The sequence below is a fragment of the Streptomyces doebereineriae genome, assembly GCF_031845645.1.
GTDB classification, from domain to species: Bacteria; Actinomycetota; Actinomycetes; order Streptomycetales; family Streptomycetaceae; genus Streptomyces; species Streptomyces canus.
The window spans coordinates 57,426-80,682 of sequence record NZ_JAVREZ010000018.1; the positions used below are offsets into that span (position 1 = coordinate 57,426).

Annotated in this window: 19 protein-coding genes; 9 read left to right on the forward strand and 10 right to left on the reverse strand. The window is 71.3% G+C overall.

What is annotated here, in order from left to right:
* Nucleotides 1–313: 313 nt before the first annotated feature.
* Both RNB18_RS38435 and RNB18_RS38440 read right to left on the reverse strand, forming a co-directional pair.
* Nucleotides 314–814 (reverse strand): GNAT family N-acetyltransferase, encoded by a 501-nt coding sequence (locus RNB18_RS38435; protein ID WP_266523758.1) that lies wholly within the window; start codon nucleotides 812–814, stop codon nucleotides 314–316.
* 316 nt (nucleotides 815–1,130) lie between these two features.
* Nucleotides 1,131–1,622, reverse strand: coding sequence for a nucleotidyltransferase domain-containing protein (locus tag RNB18_RS38440; RefSeq protein ID WP_311718859.1), 492 nt, complete (start codon nucleotides 1,620–1,622; stop codon nucleotides 1,131–1,133).
* Nucleotides 1,623–2,703: 1,081 nt separating this feature from the next.
* On the opposite strand from RNB18_RS38440, the gene RNB18_RS38445 reads away from it, so the two are divergent.
* Nucleotides 2,704–4,092: an MFS transporter gene (locus tag RNB18_RS38445; RefSeq protein ID WP_311718718.1), complete on the forward strand. Its 1,389-nt coding sequence runs from the start codon at nucleotides 2,704–2,706 to the stop codon at nucleotides 4,090–4,092.
* 52 nt (nucleotides 4,093–4,144) lie between these two features.
* On the opposite strand, the gene RNB18_RS38450 is transcribed toward RNB18_RS38445, so the two are convergent.
* The 4 genes from RNB18_RS38450 to lnt all read right to left on the reverse strand — a co-directional run bounded on the left by RNB18_RS38450 (nucleotide 4,145) and on the right by lnt (nucleotide 9,096).
* Nucleotides 4,145–6,064, reverse strand: coding sequence for a helix-turn-helix domain-containing protein (locus tag RNB18_RS38450; RefSeq protein WP_311718860.1), 1,920 nt, complete (start codon nucleotides 6,062–6,064; stop codon nucleotides 4,145–4,147).
* An 82-nt stretch (nucleotides 6,065–6,146) separates the two neighbouring features.
* Nucleotides 6,147–6,947 (reverse strand): 3-hydroxybutyrate dehydrogenase, encoded by an 801-nt coding sequence (locus RNB18_RS38455; protein WP_311718719.1) that lies wholly within the window; start codon nucleotides 6,945–6,947, stop codon nucleotides 6,147–6,149.
* 54 nt (nucleotides 6,948–7,001) lie between these two features.
* On the reverse strand, nucleotides 7,002–7,481 hold the full coding sequence (locus tag RNB18_RS38460) for an NUDIX hydrolase (RefSeq protein ID WP_311718720.1): 480 nt from the start codon (nucleotides 7,479–7,481) through the stop codon (nucleotides 7,002–7,004).
* Nucleotides 7,482–7,491: 10 nt separating this feature from the next.
* Complete coding sequence (gene lnt / locus RNB18_RS38465) at nucleotides 7,492–9,096, reverse strand: apolipoprotein N-acyltransferase (RefSeq protein WP_311718721.1); 1,605 nt, start codon at nucleotides 9,094–9,096, stop codon at nucleotides 7,492–7,494.
* 239 nt (nucleotides 9,097–9,335) lie between these two features.
* Between lnt and RNB18_RS38470 the strand changes: the two genes are divergently transcribed.
* Nucleotides 9,336–10,364, forward strand: a complete 1,029-nt coding sequence (locus RNB18_RS38470; RefSeq protein ID WP_311718722.1) for an O-antigen ligase family protein — start codon at nucleotides 9,336–9,338, stop codon at nucleotides 10,362–10,364.
* 15 nt (nucleotides 10,365–10,379) lie between these two features.
* Here RNB18_RS38470 and RNB18_RS38475 read toward each other — a convergent pair whose 3' ends face one another.
* Nucleotides 10,380–10,928, reverse strand: a complete 549-nt coding sequence (locus tag RNB18_RS38475; protein WP_311718723.1) for a hypothetical protein — start codon at nucleotides 10,926–10,928, stop codon at nucleotides 10,380–10,382.
* Between the two features lie 89 nt (nucleotides 10,929–11,017).
* On the reverse strand, nucleotides 11,018–11,806 hold the full coding sequence (locus tag RNB18_RS38480) for a glutamate racemase (RefSeq protein ID WP_311718724.1): 789 nt from the start codon (nucleotides 11,804–11,806) through the stop codon (nucleotides 11,018–11,020).
* A 57-nt stretch (nucleotides 11,807–11,863) separates the two neighbouring features.
* Here RNB18_RS38480 and RNB18_RS38485 point away from each other — a divergent pair, with 57 nt between their 5' ends.
* Nucleotides 11,864–13,042, forward strand: a complete 1,179-nt coding sequence (locus RNB18_RS38485) for a glycosyltransferase (protein WP_311718725.1) — start codon at nucleotides 11,864–11,866, stop codon at nucleotides 13,040–13,042.
* Between the two features lie 4 nt (nucleotides 13,043–13,046).
* Here the strand turns inward: RNB18_RS38485 and RNB18_RS38490 are convergent, their stop codons facing one another.
* Nucleotides 13,047–14,252, reverse strand: a complete 1,206-nt coding sequence (locus RNB18_RS38490; RefSeq protein WP_311718861.1) for a TerD family protein — start codon at nucleotides 14,250–14,252, stop codon at nucleotides 13,047–13,049.
* A 297-nt stretch (nucleotides 14,253–14,549) separates the two neighbouring features.
* Between RNB18_RS38490 and RNB18_RS38495 the strand changes: the two genes are divergently transcribed.
* The 4 genes from RNB18_RS38495 to RNB18_RS38510 all read left to right on the forward strand — a co-directional run bounded on the left by RNB18_RS38495 (nucleotide 14,550) and on the right by RNB18_RS38510 (nucleotide 19,235).
* The gene (locus RNB18_RS38495) at nucleotides 14,550–14,993 is read left to right on the forward strand and encodes a DUF6643 family protein (protein ID WP_311718726.1); all 444 of its coding nucleotides are present in this window, start codon (nucleotides 14,550–14,552) and stop codon (nucleotides 14,991–14,993) included.
* 42 nt (nucleotides 14,994–15,035) lie between these two features.
* Nucleotides 15,036–15,863 carry an MOSC domain-containing protein gene (locus tag RNB18_RS38500; RefSeq protein WP_311718727.1) on the forward strand — a complete coding sequence of 276 codons (828 nt, stop codon included), beginning with the start codon at nucleotides 15,036–15,038 and terminating at the stop codon, nucleotides 15,861–15,863.
* A 219-nt stretch (nucleotides 15,864–16,082) separates the two neighbouring features.
* Entirely contained in the window at nucleotides 16,083–16,688 is a 606-nt protein-coding gene (locus RNB18_RS38505) for an Rv1733c family protein (protein ID WP_311718862.1), read from the forward strand.
* 111 nt (nucleotides 16,689–16,799) lie between these two features.
* Nucleotides 16,800–19,235 (forward strand): right-handed parallel beta-helix repeat-containing protein, encoded by a 2,436-nt coding sequence (locus tag RNB18_RS38510; RefSeq protein ID WP_311718728.1) that lies wholly within the window; start codon nucleotides 16,800–16,802, stop codon nucleotides 19,233–19,235.
* Here RNB18_RS38510 and RNB18_RS38515 read toward each other — a convergent pair.
* On the reverse strand, nucleotides 19,205–21,523 hold the full coding sequence (locus tag RNB18_RS38515) for a hypothetical protein (protein ID WP_311718863.1): 2,319 nt from the start codon (nucleotides 21,521–21,523) through the stop codon (nucleotides 19,205–19,207). The genes RNB18_RS38510 and RNB18_RS38515 overlap by 31 nt on opposite strands.
* 308 nt (nucleotides 21,524–21,831) lie before the next feature.
* On the opposite strand from RNB18_RS38515, the gene RNB18_RS38520 reads away from it, so the two are divergent.
* Together RNB18_RS38520 and RNB18_RS38525 are read left to right on the forward strand one after the other, a co-directional pair.
* Nucleotides 21,832–22,662, forward strand: coding sequence for a DeoR/GlpR family DNA-binding transcription regulator (locus RNB18_RS38520; RefSeq protein WP_057617769.1), 831 nt, complete (start codon nucleotides 21,832–21,834; stop codon nucleotides 22,660–22,662).
* A gap of 52 nt (nucleotides 22,663–22,714) precedes the next feature.
* Nucleotides 22,715–23,194, forward strand: a complete 480-nt coding sequence (locus RNB18_RS38525; protein ID WP_311718729.1) for an SRPBCC family protein — start codon at nucleotides 22,715–22,717, stop codon at nucleotides 23,192–23,194.
* Nucleotides 23,195–23,257: the final 63 nt, after the last annotated feature.

Consider the following 23,257-nt stretch of genomic DNA (forward strand, 5'->3'; position numbering starts at 1 on the left):
GGACCCCGATGCCCACCTTCGCGAACAGCACATGCTCTGAATCAAGGCGACGACCTGACGCACTCAAGACGGGACCGCCGCCAGATGGCACCTGTTCACGGACTCGTGCCCTCGGCCACGGGTGTGGGCTCCCCTCCCGGACGCTCAAGTTGCCGTCAGCGTGCGCCTTCGGAGGCGGTGCCGCGGCCCCAGAGTTCGGCCACGATCGTGAGACTGAACGGCTGGCCACAGGGTGCGAGACCTCAGGGAGCCGCAGGTCACGTCCGCGCCGTCGGACAGGCGGAGCCACTTCGAACTGACCGCAGCGCGTCTCCTACGGCAGGGAACGGGTGAGCCACACCAGTTCGCCACTGTCTTCGGTCGAGACGTGGTCGCGCTGGAACCCAAGCTTTTCGAGGACGCGAAACGATGGCGCGTTCCAGGGACGCACCGTCGACCAGAGCCTTTTCCGCCCAGTCGCGAACGCCGCGTCGAGCACCGCGGACGCCGCCTCGGTGGCATAGCCCTGTCCGTGCACGTGCCGGAACAGCTCGTAGGCGATCTCCGGCTCGTCAACGGAAGCCCGACCGACAGTGAGCCCGCAATACCCGATGAAGTCGCCCACATCGCGGCGGATGACGGGCAGCAGAGCGATCCCTGTCAGTGCCGACGCAGCGCGCTGATTCTCTATCATCCGCCGGTTGTCCTCGATCGACGGCATGCCACCACCCCGTTCGGCGACGAGCACACGATGGGCGTCGACATCGGCCTCGGTCCACGGACGCAACGTCAGCCGAGCGGTATCGAGTTGAAGCGTCATCGGCGAATACGGCATGACGACACTCTATCGACGCCGCTCCCGAAGCCGGAGCAACTGAGACGGACGGCTGTGGTCTGTCTCAACCGAGCCCACGCACCTCACCAAATCCAGTTCACGCAGGTCAGCGGGACGCATCAAAAGCAAGCGGGTTGAATTCGTAGCCGCCGTGAGTGCCCACCGTCGCCGACCAGTACAGGCCGGATAATTCCGCTGCCCGCGGTACGAGGCGAACTCCCGCACCGGACACACGTCCTCGACCCGAGCGGACGCCCTCACAGCAAACCACCCGCCAGCCGCGTCCCCAACCTCACAGGGCAATACATCTAGCTCCTCAGAAGTGGGTGGCGACCCCGAAGACTCGGCGGAGTTGAGCCATGTCATGTCGATCGCGGTCCGTGGGCTCGTATCCCTGATGGAAGTAGACCTGCTGCTCGGCAGACAGACACGGGACATCCATCCCCTCGATGGTCCCCGTCAAGAAGCACGAGGAGGGATAGACGAAAGGACCCTCCGGTTCGGGTGACGCCTGCACCGCCGAGCCGTCACCTCCAAAGACGAGAGGATGAAGGTCGATCTCTCGGCCATCCGGAGCCGTGACGACGAATCGAATGGGCCTCCAGCTCAGGCTCTCCACGAAACCCGCCTCAAAGAGAGCTGCCACCACAGCAGCCTCCTGGTCCTGCCGATGCATCAGGTCCAAGTCGCGATGGTCTCGGGTCTGTTCGCCGATCAGAGCATCGATCCCCCATCCTCCACCGATCCAGACATCTACCTCTGCCCGTCGCAGCAGAGCCAGGACAGACAAAACGTCTTCAGCCGTCATCACGCGACGCAGGCTAGAACCGATCACCTCGGACAGCGAACGAATTCCTCAACGGCTGCCAAGCCCGGTCAGGACCGTCCTCCCGAGCCAACAAGGAAACTGCCACCTTCACTGAGAACGCTGGAGGCCAGCGTCTCAGCATCCTGACGGAGCCAGCTCAGGGCCCACCGACCCCGACATGATCGACGAGACGCGTCCCCGGAACCGGTGAACCGGTAGCTGAGACGACCTCCCAGACGCCCCTATGACGGGGGGACAGCGCATGCCCGTGGCTCGCCTGCCATCAGCGTGCGGACGCGGCCCCCGTCTATGCCGGACCCGCGCCGGAGCAAGCCGACGGGGTCCTCAGGTGTCACGAGCGATCACAGGCGAGTCACCAACCCCGCGACGCACTCACGTCACAGGGCTCTGACCTGGACTTACGCGCTCACCTTGGATCAACTGGACGCCCGTGGATGGTTTCTACGACATGTGCCATGTGGTACCGCGGCCCACTCGCTAGCACCACGTACCCCTCATCAAGATCCGGACCAGGTGCGGACCTACCCAGCCTGGCACTCGACGTTTCCACTCTTTATCGCAGGTCAGGAGCGAGGTCAGGCGTGTACCACCAGCAGACCAAGTATCTGCTGGGCCGAACGCGCACCACGCGCAGGCGCAACACCTTGTCCTTGCCCGCAGAGCCGAGTGGCAAAGCCGGGTCGGCCTGTCACTCAGTTCGCCTACCGCGCAACGGCCCTGAGCCGATCAGCCCCACGATGTCCGAGTTCAACGGAGTGTAGTCAGCACCAAGTCAGCACGGGAGGGGTGAGCACAGGTGATGACGTGGGCTTTTAGCCAGCACCAAACCAGCACGGGAGTCAGCACCACACCGTCAAATCACCCTGAACTGCGCGTCCCGGACGGCACTCGTTTCGACCACCATCGCTCCCCTGAACCGCCTTTCCACGAGCCGGCATGGTGGCCGCACGCATAGCGAACCCTCGAACTATGTTGCCCCGCCACATGTGCGCCTGACCTGCGGATTCCTACGGTGTGGCGACACGCAAACGTCCCCGTCACACCCCAGGAAGTGGTGCCGATGTCGTCGCCCGCAACCGCTCCACCGGCCCCGAACAACCTCAAGCGCATCGTCGCCGCCAGCCTCATCGGCACCACCATCGAGTGGTACGACTTCTTCCTCTACGGCTCCGCGGCCGCCCTGGTCTTCAACAAGCTGTTCTTTCCCGACTCCGACCCGCTCGTCGGCACGCTGCTGTCCTTCCTGACGTATGCCGTCGGATTCGCCGCCCGTCCGCTCGGTGCCCTGGTGTTCGGGCACTACGGCGACCGGCTCGGACGCAAGAAGCTGCTGGTGCTGAGCCTGCTGCTGATGGGCGGGGCGACCTTCGCGATCGGGCTGCTGCCCACGCACGCGACCGTCGGCACGGCCGCTCCCGTGCTGCTGACCGTGCTGCGCCTGGTCCAGGGCTTCGCGCTCGGCGGGGAGTGGGGCGGAGCCGTACTTCTCGTGTCCGAGCACGGGGACGCGCGGCGGCGCGGCTTCTGGGCCTCGTGGCCGCAGACCGGCGCGCCGGCCGGACAACTCCTCGCGACGGGTGTGCTGTCACTGCTGACCGCCGTACTGTCGGACGCCGCGTTCGGCAGCTGGGGCTGGCGGATTCCCTTCCTGCTCTCCGGCGTCCTGGTGTTCGTCGGCCTGTGGATACGGCTGTCCGTCGACGAATCCCCCGTGTTCAAGCAGGCGTTGGCGCAGGCGGAGGCCCGCAAGGCGGCGCGGGACGGCGCGCCGGAGAAGCTGCCGATCGTCTCCGTGCTGCGCCACCACTGGCGCGACGTGCTGGTCGCGATGGGCGCACGCATGGCGGAGAACATCAGCTACTACGTCATCACCGCGTTCATCCTCGTCTACGCCACCACATCGGCCGGAGTCTCCAAGCAGACCGCCCTCAACTCGGTGCTGATCGCCTCGGCCGTGCACTTCGCGGTGATCCCCGCCTGGGGAGCCCTGTCGGACCGCGTCGGCCGGCGCCCCGTGTACCTGCTCGGCGCGGTCGGCGTGGGGCTGTGGATGTTCCCCTTCTTCTGGCTCATCGACACCGGCGGCTTCGGCAACATGATCCTCGCGGTGACCGTGGGACTCGTCATGCACGGCGCCATGTACGCGCCCCAAGCGGCCTTCTTCTCGGAGATGTTCGCGACCCGGATGCGGTACTCCGGTGCCTCCATCGGCGCTCAGTTCGCCTCCGTTGCCGCAGGTGCCCCGGCACCTCTCATCGCCACCGCTCTCCTCTCCGACTACGGCAGCTCCACCCCGATCGCCCTGTACGTCATCGCCGCGGCCGTCCTGACGGTCGTCGCCGTGGGTGTCGCCAAGGAGACGCGCCACCGGGACCTGGCCGACGCCGAGTCGGCCACCGAGCCGGAGCCCGCGGCCAAGTCCTCCGCCGCGGACGCCCGGACCGCCTGAATCCCGGGCGGTGCCCGACCCCGCCGGCCCCCGTACGCGCTGCGTGCGGGGGTCAGTGCCGCGTCGGCGCCGACAACCGGTGCAGCCTCAGCGCGAGTTGGATCTCCAACGCGCGGGCGGGGCTCTGCCAGTCCTCACCGAGCAGGCGGCCCACACGCTCCAGGCGCTGGGCCACGGTGTTCACATGGACGTGCAGTTCGTCCTTGGTGCGGGCCGGGCTCATCCCGCACGCGAAGTAGGCGTCGAGGGTGCGCAGGAGATCGGTGCCCCGCCGGTCGTCGTACGCGACGACCTGACCGATGGTCCGGTCGACGAAGCCCGCGATGTCCCGGTCACCGGCGAGGAGCAGCCCGAGGAATCCGAAGTCCTCGGCGGCGGCACCGTCCCCCGAGCGGCCCAGGAGGCGCAGCGCGTCTAGGCAGCGGCGGCCCTCCTCGTAGGCCGCGGCCACGGCGTCCAGGTGGACGGCGAGATCGCGGACCGGGGCCGAGGCGCCCACGGTCACCGCCTCGTGGACGGCTGTTCCGAGGTGTCCGGCGGTGCGGCGGGCCAGTTCGGTGGCCGTGTCCCCGGCGGTGAGGGGCAGCAGCAGGACGGTGCCGCCGTCGCGGGCGGCGGCCAGGCCGTGCCGGGTGGCGGCGAGGTGGGAGGCCGCGGACCACAGGCGTCTGCGGGCGGCCGCCTCCTGGTCGGCGTCGGCCGCGGTGGCGTCGAGACGGGCGGCCAGCACGATGTGGGTGGCGTCGAGATCGGCGTCCAGCCGGACGGCACGTTCGCGCAGCAGACGGGGATCGCGGTCGCGCGCGTCGAGCAGGTCGTCCAGGAGTTCGCCGCGCACCCGCTGTTCGGCCTCGGCGGCGGAACGCCTGGCCAGCAGGAGCAGAGAGGTGACCATCGCGGCGCGTTCCAGGGTGCGCTGGTCGACGGGGTCGAGTCCGGGGTGGCCGCGCATCACGAGGGCACCCAGGAGTTCGCCGCCGGCGGCGACCGCGGCGATCCAGTCGTCCTTGTGCCGCACGGCGTGGCCTTCGGCCCGGGAGGCCTCCAGCGCCTCGGTGGGTGCGACCTCGGAGAACTCGACCGTGCCGTCGAGGATTTCGGAGACGGCCGCGGCCACGTCGTGCACCCCGCCGCCACGCAGCACCAGTTCGGCGAGCCGGTCGTGGACGTCGGAGGCGCGCTCGATGACGCCGCTGTGATCCCGGATGATCTCGTTGGCCCGCTCCAGCTCGGTCAGGGCCGAGCGGGTCTCGGTGAGCAGGTTCGCGGTGTCGATGGCGGCCGCGGCCAGCGCGGCGAAGGAACCGAGGAGCGCGATCTGCTCCCGCTCGAAGACCCGGGCACGCCGATCCGCCGCGAACAGCACCCCGATGACGTGGTGCCCCAGCGTCAGCGGCACGCCGAGGATGGCGACCAGGCCCTCATCGCGTACGCCCGCGTCGATGGTGAGGGTGTGCTGGAAGCGGTCGTCCTTGAAATAGTCGTCGGTGACATAGGGACGGGCGGTCTGGGCGACCAGTCCGCCGAGCCCCTCGCCCATACCGAGCCGCAGCTGCTGGAAGCGGGCGGCGACCGAGCCCTCGGTGACCCGCATGTAGGTGTCGCCCCGCGCCGGGTCGTTCAGGCTGAGGTAGGCCACGTCCGTGCCGAGCAGGGACCGGGCGCGCTGCACGATGGCCCGCAGCACGGCGTCCAGGTCTCTGAGCCCGGCCAGGTCATGGGCGGTCTCGAACAGGGCGGACAGCTCGGCCTCCCGCCTGCGCCGGCCCTCCAGCTCGGAGCGCACCCGCAGGGCGACCGCCTTGGCCGCTTCGAGCGCGGCGATCCGCTCGGCCGGCCTTCCCTCGGCGCGGGCGATCAGCACCGGCTGCTCGTAGGCGTCGGCGGACGCGCCCCTGGCGAGCAGCTCGAGGAAGGGTGCCTCGGCACTGCCGGCGGGGAGCTCGGCGGACTGCAGATGATCGCTGGACATGCCCACAGGATTGCTCATCGCACGCTCACCCCGTCAGGCCTGTGGAAAACTCCGGGCGGGGCGGCGTGCGGCCGGATGCCGGTCAGTGCGCGGTCCAGCCGCCGTCGAGGACGAGCGACGTTCCGGTGACGAAGGACGCCGGCGGGCCGCACAGGTACGCCACGGCCTCGGCGACCTCCTCCGGCTCGATGAGCCGCTTCAGCGCGCTGTCCTGGAGCAGCACCTCGGACACCACCCGCTCCTCTGGGATGCCGTGCGCAAGGGCCTGGTCGGTGATCTGCCGCTCGACCAGTGGGGTACGCACATAGGCCGGGTTCACACAGTTCGAGGTCACTCCGTGGGGGGCGCCTTCGAGGGCGGCCGTCTTGGACAGACCCTCCAGACCGTGTTTGGCGGCCACATAGGCCGCTTTGTAGGCCGAGGCCCGCAGGCCGTGGACCGAGGACACGTTGACGATCCGCCCCCACCCCTGCCCGTACATGTGCGGCAGGGCGCCGCGGATCAGGCGGAACGGCGCCTCCAGCATCACGGTGAGCACCGTGTGGAACACCTCGGGCGGGAACTCCTCGATGGGGCGCACCAGTTGGAGGCCGGCGTTGTTGACGAGGACGTCGGTGCCCGCGGCGGCGTGCTCGGCGGCGTCCAGGTCGGTGAGGTCGAGGACCAGCGGTTCGACAGTGCCCGCCAGCCCCGCGGACCGCTCGGCGAGCGCGTCCAGACCGGCCGCGTCCCGGTCGACCGCTCTCACCTTGGCTCCGGCCGCCGCGAGCCGCAGCGCACAGGCGCGGCCGATGCCGCCGGCCGCGCCGGTGACGAGGGCGGTGCGGCCGCCGAGGTCGAGCGTGGAGGCGTGGGGGCCCGGGAGGGCGCTGCTAGCGGTCATGCTCCGATCCTAGGGAGCGCCCGACCCTCACCACATGTGGTCACACCCCATACTTCACTCGGAACTCGTAGAGTCGAACCATGTGGGTGCGTCGGTCAGCGCCTGCTTGATCCGCTGCAGCCCGAACTCGTTCAGTTCCGGGAGGGCGTCCACCGCGAACCACCCCACCTCCAGCGACTCGTCGTCGTTGACCCGCGCCTCGCCGCCGACGGCCCGGCAACGGAACGAGATGTCCATGTACTGGCAGGTGTCGCCGTTGTCGTACGTCACGGGCTTGAGCGCCTGGACGACGATCACCCGCTCGACGACGCAGTGCACTCCTGTCTCCTCCTCGACCTCCCGCACGGCACAGGCAGCGGGCTGCTCCCCCGGTTCCGGGATGCCTCCGATCAGCGACCACTTGCGGTTGTCCGAGCGGCGGTTGAGCAGCACTCTGCCCTCGTCGTCGAGGACGACGGCACTGACGCCGGGGAGCCAGAGCAGTTCATGACCGATGGACCGGCGCAGGGTGCGGATGAAGTCAGGAGTAGCCATGTCTCCGACCCTAGCCGCGACGCCCTCGCACTCCGGCGCCGATCGCCCAGCCGAGACCGCCCGCGGCGACCAGCACAAGGGCCATTTCGGGCAGGATGCCCCACCGGGTCGCCGGGGTCTGTGTCGACCGCAGCGGCACCTTCTGCACCAGCGAGTCGGCCACGAACATCCCGGTCCTCTGAGTGATCTTCCCGTCCGGCATGATGATCGCGCTGACGCCGCTGGTCACCGGCACGGTGACAGTCCGGCTGTGCTCCACGGCACGCACCCGGGACATGGCGAGCTGCTGGTAGGTCATCTCGCTGCGGTCGAAGGTCGCGTTGTTGCTCGGCACGGAGATCAACTGCGCGCCATCGGTGACCTCGGAGCGCACGGCCCAGTCGAACGCGGCCTCGTAGCAGGTGACCAGACCGACCTTGGCGTTGGCCATCTGGAACACGCCCGGCTTGGTGCCCCGGCTGAAGTCCTGGTGGACCATGGTGGTCCAGTTCTTGTTGATCGCGCCGACGAGGGAGCGCAGCGGAAGGTACTCGCCGAACGGCTGGATCTGCCGCTTGTCGTAGGTGTCGGTGGGGCCCTTGGCCGGGTCCCACAGGATCTGCTCGTTGTAGAGCTTGCCGTCCCGTTCGACGACGCCGCCGACGGAGATCGGCGCGTCGATGGCCTTGGCCGCCTGCTCGATGACCACGGCCGCGTCCGCGTCGGTGAAGGGGTCGACGTCGGAGGAGTTCTCCGGCCACAGCACGATGTCGGGCTTCGCGATCTTGCCGGCCTTCACCTCGGCGGCCAGCCGCTCGGTCTCGCGCGCGTGGTAGTCGAGCACGGCCCGCCGCTGGGCGTTGAACTCCAGCCCCGCGCGCGGCACGTTGCCCTGGATGGCCGCAACGGTGACGGTGCCGTCCTCGGCCTTGTCGCTCACCAGCGTCCGGGCCGCGAGCGCCCCGACCACCGGGACGGCCACGCTCAGCAGGGCCACGGCCGCGGCCGGACGTCGTACGGCACCGGTCCCCCGCCGCTCCACGACCAGCCGAACGATCTCGTACAGGCCGAACCCGCACAGGACGACGGCGAAGCCCAGGACGGGCGTGCCGCCCACCGCGGCGAGCGGCAGGAAGACGCCGTCCGCCTGTCCGAACGCGATCTTGCCCCAGGGAAAGCCGTTGAACGGCGCACGCGCGCGTGCCGCTTCTCCGGCGATCCACACGGCCGCCGCCCACACCGGCGAGCCTGGCAGCTTCGACACCGCGGCGACGCCGACGCCGACCAGCGCGACGAAGACCGCCTCGACCGCGACAAGCGCGATCCAGGGCACGGGGCCGACCTCCACACCGGTCCACACCAGCAGCGGCAGCAGGAAGCCCAGGCCGAAGAGGTAGCCGAGACCGAAGGCCGCCTTCCAGCCGCGGCCCCGCAGCACCCAGCCGAAGACGGCGAAGGCGGGCAGGGCCAGCCACCACAGGGTGCGTGGCGGGAAACTGACGTACAGCAGCACTCCGGAGAGCGCCGCGGCGGCGGCCGGGACGAGACGGCGGAGCCGGGCGGCCCAGCGGGAGGCGCGCGCGGACTGCGGTTCCAGCTGGTCCGACTCGTCCACGGAAGTTGCGGTGACGGTCACTCCGGGAGTGTACGGCCGTTGACCTTGGCGTCGACAGCGCGGTCCGCGTGGTGACCGTGGCCCGTGGCCGGGCGCTGAACCGTGAGGTGGCCGGGCAACCCCGCGCAACTCGTCCACAAATCACCCATCAGCCGTTACCGTGTGCCGGAGTCCCTGTCGTACGGGCCGATTGCGGGCGGGCGGCGAGGACCACAGGTCGGGGGACCGGGGTTTCGGGGGGCGGGGTGGGTTCCACGGGGATGACGTCTGTGGCCGGTTCTACGGAGGACGGCGACAGACGAAACGTTTCCGACGCGGTGGGCGTGCTGGTGCTCGGAGCCAGTACCACCTGGTCGCTGATCACCGCCGCCGCGCACGACGGCCGTCCGGAGGGCGTCCTGCTCGCCTTGCTGGCCGTGGCCGCGGGGTATGCCGCCGGTCGGATCTCGGGGGCGCTGCTGCCGGTCGCCGCCCCCTGCGCCGCCGCGTTGACCGGACTGGGCCTGGCGGTGGGGCTCCCCCACCTCACGCCGGGCCCCGAGATCGTCGCACCGCTCGGTCACGCGGGCGCCATGGCCGCCCTGCTGACGCTCGCCACCGGCGCCGCGTGCTGCGCCGCCTGGACCACCGGATCGCCCGCCCTGCGGCTCCTCCTGCGTCTGATGGCCGTCGGCATCGCGGCGGCCTCGGCCGCCCTGGGGTCGACTTCCGGGTTGGTCACCTGTGGGGCGGTGCTGCTGTGCTCCCTCGCGGCGGGCCAGATGAACCACCGCGGTCCGGGCATCGCCGGTCTCCTCCTCGCCGCGACCGCGGTGACCGGCCTGACCTGGGCGGTGGCCGGGAACGCGGTACCGGAGGGACTCGCCGAGTCGCTGCGCGGCCGGCTCACCCCGCACCGCATCGGCCTGTGGCACGACGCTCTGGGCCTGGCCCGCGAGAACACCGCCCTCGGGGTGGGACCGGGCCGCTTCGGTGAGCTCAGCACGACGGCGGCCCAGTCACTGCTGCCCGACGGCAAACCTCACTCGGCACCGCTTCAGATGGCCGCCGAGCAGGGGCTGGTCGGGGTACTTCTGCTGGGGGCGGCCTTCTGCTGGCTGCTGTACGCGTTGTGGCGCTCTCCCCGCCCCACGCCTGTCGTCCTCACCGCGGGCGCGGCCCTGACGGCGCTGGCGGCGATCGCCGCGGTCGGCAACGCGCTGAGCTTCACGATGGTGTCGGTGGGCGCGGGGCTCCTGGCGGGTCTGGCGACGGCCCACCCGCTCACCGAGGAACCGGCCCCGAAGTGACCGATCGGCCTGTGCTCAGGCTCGCGGAGCCGTGGCGCCGGGCCGCAGCCGGTCGCGGATGACGCGTACGGCGGACTCCGCGTCGTCCACGGTGATCGTGAACGTATGCCCGTCCCACAGTTGGAGGACCACACCCTCGCCACGGCGTACGACGACTGCGGTCCCCTTCTCGGGGCGCCACCGGTAGCCCCAGCCGCCCCACTGGCGCGGGTTGACGTGGGGGGCGAACTCGGCACCGGCGACGTGCGCCAGCGGGATCCGCCGGCGCGGCACGCCGATGTGGCCGCAGCGCACCTCCAGGCACTCCATGTCGACCTTGAGGGCGACATGGACGAAGCCGAGCGTGAGGAAGAGGACCAGCAGCCCGGCCGCGATGCAGCCGACCACGGACATGACCAGCGGGGCGACGCCCGAGGTCCACGCCGAGTCGACGGCGAGCTCGACGCCGAGCGCCACGATCGCGGCGCCGCCGAGCGCCAGCAGCCACTGGACCCGGTTGGAGGCTCGTCCGGTCCAGACGTCGGTGTGGTGCGAGGTCTGCTCGCCGTGGGGGTGGTCCCTCATGCCTACGAGGTTACTCAGGTTTCGCCATGCGGCTACCTCGTCGCGCAGAGTGACTGCTCCGGGTGGGGCTCTCCGGCCGCCCGCAGCGGTCAGCGAGCGGGTATCGCCGTGTACAGGAGCCGGCCTTCCGCGTAGGCCAGGGCGGGCGTGGGCAGGGCGCTTCCCTCGCGTCCGCTCAGCAGCACCGTGAGGGTGCCGGTGGCCGCGGCCTCGGGCGCGGGCTGCTCGCCGATCCGGCGCAGCGCCTGGGCGGCGACCGCTCCGGCGGAGCCGTGCAGGACGAGCGGCGGACGGCCGGGACGCTGGACGGCGGCGCGGATGCGCTCGGCGACCAGTTCGTAGTGGGTGCAGCCCAGGACGACGGTTGTCACGTCCTCGGGGGTCAGGGCGGCGGCCGCGGCGACGGCGGCGTCGATGGCGGCCTCGTCGGCGTGCTCCACCGCCTCGGCGAGGCCGTGGCAGGGCACCTCGGTGGCCGGTACCCCGTCGGCGAACTCGTCGAGGAGGCCGCGCTGGTAAGGGCTGCCGGTGGTGGCGGGCGTCGCCCAGATGGCGAAGGGGCCGCCGCCGGACGCCGCGGGCTTGATCGCGGGGACCGTGCCGATGACCGGTAGATCCGGCTCGAGGCGGGCGCGCAGGGCGGTCAGGGCGTGCACGGTGGCGGTGTTGCAGCCGATGATCAGGGCCTCGGGACCATGGGCGGCGGCGGCCTCGGCGAGGGTCAGAGCGCGCCCGATGATGTCGTCCGGCGTCCGGGGGCCCCACGGCATGCCGTCGGGGTCGAGGGAGAGCACGAGATCGGCGTCGGGGCGCAGTCGCCGTACCGCGGCGGTGGCCGCCAGCAGGCCGATTCCGGAGTCCAGGAGCGCGATCTTCACCCGGCCACGATAGACGATGTGCCCTTGAGCGCCTGTGTCGTGGGGCAGACTGCGCGCGTGAGCGCCATCGCGTGGACCGCCGCCGTATCCCTCGCCGCCTGGCTGTGGCTGCTGCTCTGCCAGGGCTTCTTCTGGCGCACGGATGTCAGACTCCCGCCGGAGCGGGATCCGCAGGCCTGGCCCTCGGTGGGTGTGGTGGTGCCTGCTCGCGACGAGGCCGAGGTGCTGCCCGCGAGCCTTCCTTCTCTCCTGGCCCAGGACTATCCGGGCCGGGTGGAGGTCTTCCTCGTCGACGACGGCAGCACGGACGGCACCGGGGAGCTGGCCCGCGAGCTGGCGCGCCTTCGGGGCGGGCTGCCGTTGACCGTGTCCTCGCCGGGCGAGCCGCCGCCGGGATGGACGGGCAAGCTCTGGGCGGTGCGCCACGGTATCGGCCTGGCACGCGCGCGTGAACCCGAGTACCTGCTGCTGACGGACGCCGACATCGCCCACGAGCCGGACAGCCTGCGGCGGCTGGTGGCCGCCGCGCACGCCGGGGGCTTCGACGTCGTCTCGCAGATGGCCCGGCTGCGGGTGGAGAGCCTGTGGGAGCGGCTCGTGGTGCCGGCGTTCGTCTACTTCTTCGCGCAGCTGTATCCGTTCCGCCGGATCGGCAGGAAGGGGGCTCGTACGGCTGCCGCGGCGGGCGGCTGCGTCCTGCTGCGCGCCGAAACCGCCGAGCGTGCGCGGATCCCGGACGCCATCCGGCAGGCCGTCATCGACGACGTGGCCCTCGCGCGAGCCGTCAAGGGCGGGGGCGGCCACATCTGGCTGGGCCTCGCCGAGCGGGTGGACAGCGTGCGCCCCTATCCCCGGCTGCACGACCTGTGGCGGATGGTCTCGCGCAGCGCCTACGCCCAGCTCCGCCACAACCCCCTGGTGCTGCTCGCAACGGTGGCCGGGCTCGCGCTGGTCTATCTGGTGCCGCCCGTCGCCGTCCTCACGGGTCTGGCTGCGGGGAGTACGGCGACCGTGGTGCCCGGTGTTCTCGCGTGGCTGGTCATGACGGGGACGTACGTCCCGATGCTCCGCTACTACCGGCAGCCGCTGTGGCTCGCTCCTCTGCTGCCGTTCACCGCGTTCCTCTATCTCCTGATGACGGTCGACTCGGCGGTGCAGCACTACAGGGGGCGCGGCGCGGCCTGGAAGGGCCGGACCTACGCGCGCCCGGACGCCGTCGCGGGCGAGGAGGGGTGAGGCCTCATTTTCGGCCCGGAGTCCAGTTCATGCCCCAGCCGTAGACGTGGTCCACCGTCCGCTGCGGGCTCACCCCACGGTCGGGCACCAGATAGCGGGCCTCGCGCTGGACGACCAGGTCGTCGCCGGTGTTGGTGATCAAGGCCAGTGCGCACACCGTCGAGGGCACCGTGCACTCGTCGAGGGAGAAGTCGATCGGGGCGCCGTACTGCGGCTGAAGGGTGACCGTGGCGTGCAGGTCGGCGAAGGAACGGGCCCCCTCGTAGATGGTCACGAAGACCAGGATGCGCCGGAAGTCCCGCTTGTGGTCGAGGTTCACGGTGAGGTTCTCGCCGCTCGCGAGGGCGCCGGTGCGGTCGTCGCCGTCGAGGTGGATGTACGGCGGCTGGTGCAGGGCTCCATAGGCGTTGCCCAGCGCCTGTACGACCCCCTTGCGGCCGTCGGCGAGCTCGTAGAGGGCGCACAGATCGAGGTCGAGGTCGGCGTGCATGGCCACCGCGCGACCGCGCTTGCTGCCCCAGCCCGAGAACTGTTTGCGTACCTGCCAGTTGAGATTCACGCGCATCGCGCCCGAGGTGCCGCCCTGTTTGGCGAGGGAGACCGAAGGAGCCGACTTGGTCAGGGTGACTTTGGAGAGGCGGACCGGTTGCGCAGCGGGAGCGGGCGGCTGGGCCATGGGGGCTGCCTGCTGGGGTTCCTCCACGGTGATACCGAAGTCCGTTGCCAGACCTTCCAGTCCGCTGTCGTAGCCCTGACCGACGGCGCGGAACTTCCAAGCGCCCTGACGGCGATAGAACTCCCCAAGAACGAAAGCGGTTTCCACAGTCGCACCCGCGCTGTCGAACCGCGCCGCCACCGTGCCCTGAGCGGCGTCCCGTACTTCGATATAGAGGTCCGGGATTTGAGCGAAGGTCCCGCCGTCCGTCGAGGCGGCGAGTACGACGGTCTCCACCGACGGCTCCACGCGCGCGAGGTCGACGACCAGCGTGTCGGTCACCCGGCCGCCGTCTGTCCGTTTGCCCTCGTGGCGGACCGCTCCGGAGGAGTGCTGCGGCTGGTTGTAGAAGACGAAGTCGGCGTCGGAGCGGACCTTTCCGCCGACGAGCAGCAGGGCCGAGGCATCCGCGTCGGGGACTCCCGGTCCCGAGCGCCAGCCCAATTCGACGCGCAGTGCCGTCGTGGGCACCGGAGCGTTCGACCCTTTCGACATTGACATGTCCGCCCCCATCAGGTGTCGGCAGTCCAGGACGCGCCCCGGCGGCCCTTCGAGTTCTACCCGCTCAACCTATTCCCCCGGGACAGCGAACTCCCATCCCACGGACAGGAAGATCGCCGGTCAACCGCCGGTAACCCGCCGGGAACTCGGCCTTTACACGGATCGGACCTGGATTGGCGTCCTTTTTTGCCGAGTTCGCTCGCATTGGGGATCCCACGTCACAGCGGACACGGAAAACAACCCTCTTATCGGTCTCCCCAACCAGCACATCGTGGGCTTAACTTATGTGCCATGACCTCCCCCCGCTCCACTTATGGCGGCGGCTACTACTCCGCCTCCTTCCCGGACACTCCGATCTACGACTCGCTCGTGGCCGAGCGGGGCACCCCGCAGATCGCCCCGATCCGGGTCCCTGCCGCGTACGACGTCCCGGCAAGCAACCTGCCCGCGCTGTCGTCCGGACTGCCCGCTCTTCCCGCGGGTCCCTCCTACTCCTCCTACGGCTACCCGCAGGCGCAGCAGCCCTCTCCGCTGCAGCAGGCGCCCGGGGCGTACATCCCGCAGCAGGCGGCCGCGCCTCGCGGTTATCCCGGGCCGCAACAGCAGCAGCAGCCGCGTCCGGCCGGTCCCGGCATGGGCACGGGCTACGAGGCGATGCGCCCCGCGGCTCCCCGGCCCGCTCCGGCGGCTCCCTACCAGGACCCGTACAACAACCAGCAGTACCGCGGGTACTGATTCCCCTCCCGGGCTGTCGGTGCCACCTGGCACGATGGCCTCATGGGGAATGCGCAGCTGCTGTCGATCCACGTCCATCCGGTCAAGGCGTTCCGGGGTCTGACACCCCGGGAGGCCGAGGTGGAGCCCTGGGGGCTGGCCGGAGACCGGCGCTGGGCCCTGGTCGACGACGGGGGAAAGGTCGTCACACAACGCCAGCAGCCGCGCCTCGCGCTGGCCGCCGCCGAGCTGCTGCCCGGCGGCGGCGTCGTTCTGTCCGCGCCCGGCATGGATCCACTGACCGTGCCGGTCCCCGCGTCGGCCGAGACCATCACGCTGGATCTCTTCGGGGACAAGATCGAAGGGGTACCCGCCGCCGACGCGGCCGCGCACGCGTGGTGCAGCGAGTACCTCGGCGCTCGGACCCGCCTCGTCCACATGGACGATCCCGCCACCCGCCGCCCGGTCGAACCCGAGTACGCGCTGCCGGGTGAGACCGTCACCTTCGCCGACGGATATCCGCTGCTGCTCGTCTCCGCGGCCTCCCTCGACGCCCTCAACGCCCTGATCTCCGAAGGCCGGCACGCGGCCGAGGGCCCCCTGCCCATGAACCGTTTCCGGCCGAACGTCGTCGTGGGCGGCACCGACGCCTGGGCCGAGGACGACTGGAAGCTCCTCGCGATCGGGGACGTGACCTTCCGGGTGGCCAAGATGTGCGGGCGATGCGTGGTGACCACCACCGACCAGGCCGCCGCCGTCCGCGGCAAGGAGCCCCTGCACACCCTGGGCCGGCACCGCCGCTTCGGCAGCAAGCTCGTCTTCGGACAGAATCTGGTGCCCCGGTCCCGCGGCACGATCCGGGTCGGCGACCCGGTCAGGATTCTCGAATAGGCGGGCAGTGGGTCGGCGCGGCGGCGGTGGACAAAGTTCCGTCAAAGATCGACCCGGGCCCCGGCCACGGGAACACCGCCCGGGGGCCTGCACGTTGGGACTTTCATGAGGAGTTCATGAGAGGACCCGGCCGCAGGTGATTTCGCTCTCTCTTCGGCCGGTCCCGCGCGTGAACGACTCCGCCTGGGGTTATCACGGAGCGGGAAGGGGGTGCGGACGGTGCGAGCGATCAGCGGACTCTGGCGTTGGCGGCGCAACCCGCTGCGCCGTGGGACAGACCTGGCCGAGGCCTGGGTGGGCCTGCTGGCCCTGCTGCTGATCCTGGTCGTCGGACCGGTGATCGGGTCCGTCACCGGGGGTGTGGCCCAGGACGCGCTGCAGCGGTCGGTCCGTGAGCAGCAGGAATCCCGTCGGCTGGTGACGGCGACCGTGATCCGCAAACTGGACCGCTCGCCGCTGGACGCCGACCCCGAGGCCGCCTCGGGCCGGGATGTGCGCAGCCGGGTGGTGGCCGACTGGACCGCGCCGGACGGCACCCCGCACAAGGGCACGGTGATGGCCGCCCTCCAGACCCCGCACCGCGGCGACCACTTCAGCCTGTGGACGGACCTTCACGGACGCATAGCGGCCCGGCCGCTGGACTCCGCGACCGCCACCACCCATGCCGTCCTCGCGGGCACAGGAGCGGCACTGCTGACCGCGGGCCTGATCGAGGGCGGCAGGCGGCTCGCCGTCTGGCGCATGGTCCGTCGCCGGTACGCCCGTTGGGACCAGGCCTGGGACCGCGCGGGCCCGGACTGGGGCCGGGCCGGCACCGGCAGCTGACGGCCTTACGGCTCTGGTCAACCCATCACCCGCGCGCACGCTACGGTGGACCGGCCGAGGTTCTTCGGCAGCACAAACGCGCGTACGTCGAGGTGGGGGCACAGCAACGCCATGGCACAGGGCACGGTCCAGGTGACGCACACCGGTACATCGCGGTGGCGGCGCCGCACGGGTGAGTACGCGTCCCTCGCCGCCGCCCTGGAGGCCGCGGCCGACGGCGACGTGCTCACGGTCGCGCCCGGCACCTACCGGGAGAACCTGGTCGTGCAGCGGGCGGTGACCCTGCGCGGCCCCGAAGGTTCGCCCGGTTCCGTGCGCATCGCGCCCCTGGACGGGGTGCCGTTGACGGTCCGCGCCTCCGCCGTGGTGCAGGATCTGCACGTGGAGGGCCAGGACGCCGCCGCGCCCGCCCTGCTCGTCGAGGAGGGCACCCCGGAGCTCGCCGACATCCGGGTCGTCACCCGGTCCGCGGCCGGCATCGAGGTCCGCGGCGGAGCCCGCCCGACCGTGCGGCGCTGCACCGTCGACAACCCGGCCGGCATCGGCATCGCCGTACTGGACGGCGCGGGCGGAGTCTTCGAGGAGTGCGAGATCGTGGCGGCCGGCCAGTCCGGCATCGCGGTGCGTGGGGGCGCCCACCCCCGCCTGGAGCGCTGCCGGGTCCACCACACCTCCGGCGCGGGACTGTCGGCCACCGGCGAGAACTCCGCGCTGGAGGCCGTGGGTTGCGAGGTCTACGAGGTCCGCGGCAGCGGCGTGCAGATCACCGGCCGGGCCACCGCCCACCTCACCGACTGCGATGTGCACCGCACCACCGGAGACGGCGTCACGCTCGACACCGACGCCGTGCTGACCCTCGCCGACTGCCGTATCCACGACATCCCGGAGAACGCGGTCGACCTGCGCTCCCGCTCGGTGCTCACCCTGACCCGCACGACGGTCCGTCAGTTCGGGCGCAACGGCCTTTCGGTGTGGGATCCGGGCACGCGCGTGGACGCCAACCAGTGCGAGATCTTCGACAGCACCGGCGACTACCCGGCCGTCTGGGTCAGCGACGGCGCCACCGCCGTACTGGACTCCTGCCGGGTGCACGACGTGCCGGACGCCCTGTTCGTCCTGGACCGCGGCTCCCGTGCGGACGTCGTCGACAGCGACATCTCCCAGGTCCGCAACACGGCCGTGTCGGTGAGCGACGGCGCCACCGCGCAACTAGACGACTGCCGGATCCGGGATGCGGCGACCGGCGCCTGGTTCCGCGACCACGGCAGCGGCGGCACCCTCAACAACTGCACCGTGGACGCCACCCAGACCGGCGTGATCGTCACCAAGGGCGCCGACCCGACGATCGAGCGCTGCACGGTCGAGTCCCCCGCCGAGGCGGGCTTCTACGTGTCGGCGGGCGGCCGCGGCAGCTTCCTGAACTGCCGGGTGACGGGCAGCGGCGGGTACGGCTTCCATGTGATAGACGGCTGCCGTACGACGCTCAAGAAGTGCCGCACCGAGCGCTGCGCGCGCGGGGGCTACGAGTTCGCGGACGCCCCGGACGCGGCCGCCGGCGCGGGTCCTGTCGTCGAGGACTGCACCAGCGACGAGAGCGGGGGGCTGACCCCGCCCGCGGCCCACGAGACCGCCGTACAGACCGAGTCCCGATCGACCGGCCTGCTGGGTGCGATCCCCGGGCAGCGGATCACCGAGCAGGAGCCGCTGGTCGTCCCCGCGGAGCCGGAGAAGCCCTCGCGCACCTCGAAGGCCGTTCTCGGCGAACTCGACGCGCTGGTGGGCCTGGACAGCGTCAAGCGCGAGGTGCGAGCGCTCACCGACATGATCGAGGTGGGCCGGCGCCGCCAGCAGGCGGGCCTCAAGGCGGCGTCCGTCAAGCGCCACCTGGTCTTCACCGGCTCCCCCGGCACCGGCAAGACGACGGTCGCCCGGCTCTACGGCGAGATCCTCGCCTCCCTCGGTGTCCTGGAGAAGGGCCATCTCGTCGAGGTGTCCCGCGTCGACCTGGTCGGCGAGCACATCGGTTCCACCGCGATCCGCACCCAGGAGGCCTTCGACAAGGCGCGCGGCGGAGTGCTGTTCATCGACGAGGCGTACGCGCTGTCGCCGGAGGACTCGGGCCGGGACTTCGGCAAGGAAGCCATCGACACGCTGGTGAAGCTGATGGAGGACCACCGGGACGCGGTCGTGGTGATCGTCGCGGGCTACACCGCCGAGATGGAGCGGTTCCTGTCGGTCAACCCCGGTGTGGCCTCCCGCTTCTCACGGACCATCACCTTCAGCGACTACAACCCCGAGGAACTCCTCAGCATCGTGGAGCAGCAGGCCGAGGAGCACGAGTACCGGCTGGCGCCGGGTGCCGCGGAGGCTCTGCAGAAGTACTTCACGGTGCTGCCCAAGGGCCCCGCCTTCGGCAACGGCCGTACCGCGCGCCAGACCTTCGAGGCGATGGTGGAGCGGCACGCGAGCCGGGTCGCCCACGTGGACGACCCGACCACGGACGACCTGACCCTGCTCTACGCCGAGGATCTGCCCGAGTCGTCCTGAGACCGCGGACCCGGTACGTCCGGCTGCAACCGGCCCAGCAGTTTCGCCCGTTCCTCGGCGAAGACCGGGTCGGCCTGGTAGTCGGAGTGGCCCAGGATCTGCGCGGGCAGCGGATGCAGATCGGTACGGCCGTAGGCGAGGGGGTCCTTCAAGGGTTCCCGGTCCACCTCGGGGCCGCAGTCGCCGGGCAGCCGCACCGGGCCGCCGATGGGGTCGGTGAGCCGGTAGAGGTTGCGCCAGCAGTCCACGTCGTGGTGCAGCGCGGTGAGCGCGGCCGGACCGAAGTGGGCCGGGAACCAGCGGCCGTAGAGACGCTCCAGCGGAGAGCCGTAGGTCAGCAGGGCGACCCGCTTGCGGACGGCCGGCTCCAGCTGCCAGGCCGCCGCGGCCGCGAGCACGCTCCCCTGGGAGTGGCCGGAGATGACCAGTCGGCCGCGCGTGGCCCGGGTCCAGGTGGCGATCCGCCAGGTCAGGTCCGGTACGGCGCGCTCGGCGTAGCAGGGCGGGGCGAAGGGGTGGGCGGCGCGCGGCCAGAAGGTGCCCACGTCCCAGAGGATGCCGATGGTCCGGCGCGCGGAGGGGTCCTTGTAGGCACGGCGGCCCCAGGTGACGAACAGGATGAAGCCGAGTCCGATCAGCCAGGAGCCGAGGGCCTGCGCGGTCTCCGCGGCGCTCTCGACGAAGGCGTACGCCCCCTCGGCGGCCTTGCCCGGTGTCTTGCGGGAGGTCAGGGCGCCCACGAGCGCTCCGGCGCCCAGGAGCAGGGTGCTGGCCGACGTCACCCCGATCAGACGGGGCCCCCGGTCCGTCAGCGCCGCCATCGCACGGGTGCGGGCGATACGGCGGGTCCGTGCCGCGTCCTTGGGCTCTGCGGGGTACTCGCTCTCCACCGTGCCCAGTTGGGCCCGGCCGGAGCGCAAGGTGCGCCGGCCGAGCCAGGCGCAGTGCCCCAGCAGCACGACGAGGACCAGCGGGATCACGGAGGCCTGCCAGGTCAGCAGGACCGGCGGCCCGAGGATGGTCGCGCCGGTGCCGTCCAGCCAGTCCGCCACGCGCTGCGACACGCCGCCGGACATCACACCGCCGAGGGCGCAGGCCAGCATCGCCACGGCCGGTCCGCCGAGGCCCCGCATCGCGGAGCGGGGGTCGGGATGCGTGCGGTACAGCAGGTGGGCGACGGCGGCAAGGGCGATGATCAGCAGGCCCTGCACGAAGGCGATGCCGCCGAAGGTGGCGTCCCCCGACAGCCTGCCGTGCGACTCCCACCCGGGCCGCGCCCACCCGGCGTACACCGCGGCGAGGGCGAGCAGGACAAGCGCGGCGAGCGGCAGACGTCGTACGAGGTGCTCGTCGAGGTGCCGGTCGAGATACCTCTCGCTGCGGCCGCGACGGCACACCACCCAGACGACGGCGACCCCGCCGGCGACGAGACCGGTCTCCAGGATCCGGCCGAGCGTGTCGAGCAGTGCGGGGCCGCCCGGTGCGCGGTCGAAGCGGGCCGCCGTCGAGCTGACCGCCGCGGCGATCGTCAGCAGGCCCGCAGCGGTGTGCGCGGCCCGCAGACGGGCGACCAGGCGGCGGCCGTACCAGAAGCCGGGCCGGCCGAGCGCGGTGCGGCCGTTGTCCTCCTCCGGGTCGCCCTCGCGGGACATGGGCTGTTGGGACTCGTAGGCGCTCCAGGTGCGATGGGACAGGTACCAGAGGAGGCCGGTGAGCGCGGCCGGGACCAGGGCCGCGAGGGCGAGGCGGCGGCCCGGCCTGCTCCACCAGCCGCCGTCCGACACGTCGGGCGACAGGAAGCCCAGCCAGGAGTGCGACTCGGCACACGCGCGCGTGCCCGCGCACTGCCAGGCCGCGAGGTCCAGGGCGACCTCGCAGGCGGCGGCGACCAGCAGAACGGTCAAGGTCAGACCGGCGAGTCGTACCAGGAGGCCGTAGAGGCGCACGGTCCTTTTGCGGCCGCGTGCGGTGGGGCGCATCCAGTGGGCGAGGTTGACCACCATGAACGGCAGCAACAGCAGCCACAGGGCACGGGTGCCGTTGCCGGAGGTGAGGTTGCACCAGACGTACGCCTCGGGCACCGGGCCGGTGCGGCCGTCGCGCGGTCCTTTCTCGGCGTCGACGTCGTCGGCGCGCCGGAAGACGGCCGCGATGTCGTCGCCGGTGATCCGCACCGTGCGCGGATCGTCGAGCATCTTCTCCGGCGTGGTGCCGCCCACTCCGTGGACCAGGAGTTCCAGGGCGGTTCCGGATTCTTCTGGCCGGGCGGCCGAGCCGTCCCCGCCCATGGTCGTGACAGGTTCCACTGTGGTCGCACTTCCCCCGTGACGCGCTCTCGGCATCTGTCCGTGCGGACACCAGGATCTCCGGTCTGCGCGGTGCGCACACCCCTCGTCACGGAATCTCCCCGATCCGGGTGACAGCCGGCGCCCGGGTGTCACCCCGCTGGCAGGAGCGCGACGGGGCGGTCGGTGGCACTTCCCGCCGGGGCCCGTGCGAGTATGGGACGTCCCGCGCACCAGGGTCGGGCAAAATGTGCTTGTGGGAGAGGGTGCGCAGGGCATGTCGGACGGCAGGCGAAAGGACCGGAGCGTACGTGAGTGAGAATCAGAACCTCCTCGCGGAGCAGCGGCGCGCCCTGATCCTGGACGAGGTCCGGCGCCGAGGCGGGGTGCGCGTCAACGAGCTGACCCGCAAGCTCGGCGTGTCGGACATGACGGTGCGGCGTGATCTGGACGCCCTGGCCCGCCAGGGTGTGCTGGAGAAGGTGCACGGCGGCGCCGTCCCGGTGGTCGAGGCGAGCACCCATGAGCCGGGCTTCGAGGCGAAGTCGGGTCTGGAGCTGACCGCCAAGGAGGACATCGCGCGGTCGGCGGCGGAGCTGGTGGCCCCGGGCACCGCGATCGCGCTGTCGGGCGGTACGACGACGTACGCGCTGGCCCATCATCTGCTCGATGTGCCCGATCTGACCGTCGTCACGAACTCGGTGCGGGTCGCCGACGTGTTCCACGCGGCGCAGCGCACCACGGGCCCCCGTCAGGGCGCGGCGACCGTCGTGCTGACCGGCGGTGTGCGCACCCCGTCCGACTCGCTGGTGGGCCCGGTGGCGGACCAGGCGATCGGGGCGCTCCACTTCGACGTGCTCTTCCTCGGTGTGCACGGCATATCGGTCGAGGCCGGACTGTCGACGCCGAACCTCGCGGAGGCGGAGACCAACCGGCGGCTCGTGCAGTCGGCGCGACGGGTCGTGGTGGTCGCCGACCACACCAAGTGGGGCACGGTGGGTCTGAGCTCGTTCGCCTCGCTGGAGCAGGTCGACACGCTGGTCACGGACGCGGGGCTGCCTGCCGGGGCGCGCGCGGAGGTCTCCGAGCATCTGCGGCGGCTGGTCGTGGCCGGTGAGTCCGTTGACGGTACAGACAGCTGACTGAGCGTCAGTTAGGGTGACACTTCCCGTTCGCCACCTGGGGGGTGTGTCCATGGTTCACCAACTGCGTGAGGTGGGGCTCGACTTCATCGGGACCGCGCCGGTACGGCTGGTGTTCGCTCAGCAGATGTCCGCCCCGCCGGAGGCCGTTCACCGGGCGCTCGCCGAGGACGTACCGGGGTGGGAGGAATGGTTCTCCGCGGTGACGCTGGCCCGTTCGACCGGGGACGGCTCGACCCGGGAGATCCACCTCAAGGGCGGCGGGCGCTTCCAGGAGACGGTCCTCGCGGCGAAGGCCCCCGAGCTGTACGCCTACCGCGTCGACGTGGCCAACGCTCCCGGTGCCCGCGCCATCGCCGAGGAGTGGCGGCTCACTCCCGCCGGGGCGGGCACCCATGTGCGCTGGACGTTCGCCGTGGACGGCACGGCGGCCTTCCGTGTCGTAGCAAAGCTCGGGCGCGCCGGCCTGGGGCGGGCCTTCCGGGACGCGGTCCGGACACTGGACCGACGGCTCGCGGCGCAGGGGTCCTAGCGGGGGCGTCCCCCAGGGCCCCGGCCCGGCTCGCTTGCCGGTGACGGACCGCGCAAGGCCGTC

Coding starts and splice junctions, on each gene's coding strand:
- RNB18_RS38455 (WP_311718719.1), bottom strand. CDS start 6,947: ATGACCGCTAGCAGCGCCCTCCCGGGCCCCCACGCCTCCACGCTCGAC.
- RNB18_RS38435 (WP_266523758.1), bottom strand. CDS start 814: ATGCCGTATTCGCCGATGACGCTTCAACTCGATACCGCTCGGCTGACG.
- RNB18_RS38475 (WP_311718723.1), bottom strand. CDS start 10,928: ATGAGGGACCACCCCCACGGCGAGCAGACCTCGCACCACACCGACGTC.
- RNB18_RS38470 (WP_311718722.1), top strand. CDS start 9,336: ATGACGTCTGTGGCCGGTTCTACGGAGGACGGCGACAGACGAAACGTT.
- RNB18_RS38460 (WP_311718720.1), bottom strand. CDS start 7,481: ATGGCTACTCCTGACTTCATCCGCACCCTGCGCCGGTCCATCGGTCAT.
- RNB18_RS38445 (WP_311718718.1), top strand. CDS start 2,704: ATGTCGTCGCCCGCAACCGCTCCACCGGCCCCGAACAACCTCAAGCGC.
- RNB18_RS38525 (WP_311718729.1), top strand. CDS start 22,715: ATGGTTCACCAACTGCGTGAGGTGGGGCTCGACTTCATCGGGACCGCG.
- RNB18_RS38515 (WP_311718863.1), bottom strand. CDS start 21,523: ATGGGCGGGGACGGCTCGGCCGCCCGGCCAGAAGAATCCGGAACCGCC.
- RNB18_RS38450 (WP_311718860.1), bottom strand. CDS start 6,064: ATGTCCAGCGATCATCTGCAGTCCGCCGAGCTCCCCGCCGGCAGTGCC.
- RNB18_RS38495 (WP_311718726.1), top strand. CDS start 14,550: ATGACCTCCCCCCGCTCCACTTATGGCGGCGGCTACTACTCCGCCTCC.
- RNB18_RS38440 (WP_311718859.1), bottom strand. CDS start 1,622: ATGACGGCTGAAGACGTTTTGTCTGTCCTGGCTCTGCTGCGACGGGCA.
- RNB18_RS38510 (WP_311718728.1), top strand. CDS start 16,800: ATGGCACAGGGCACGGTCCAGGTGACGCACACCGGTACATCGCGGTGG.
- RNB18_RS38490 (WP_311718861.1), bottom strand. CDS start 14,252: ATGTCGAAAGGGTCGAACGCTCCGGTGCCCACGACGGCACTGCGCGTC.
- RNB18_RS38500 (WP_311718727.1), top strand. CDS start 15,036: ATGGGGAATGCGCAGCTGCTGTCGATCCACGTCCATCCGGTCAAGGCG.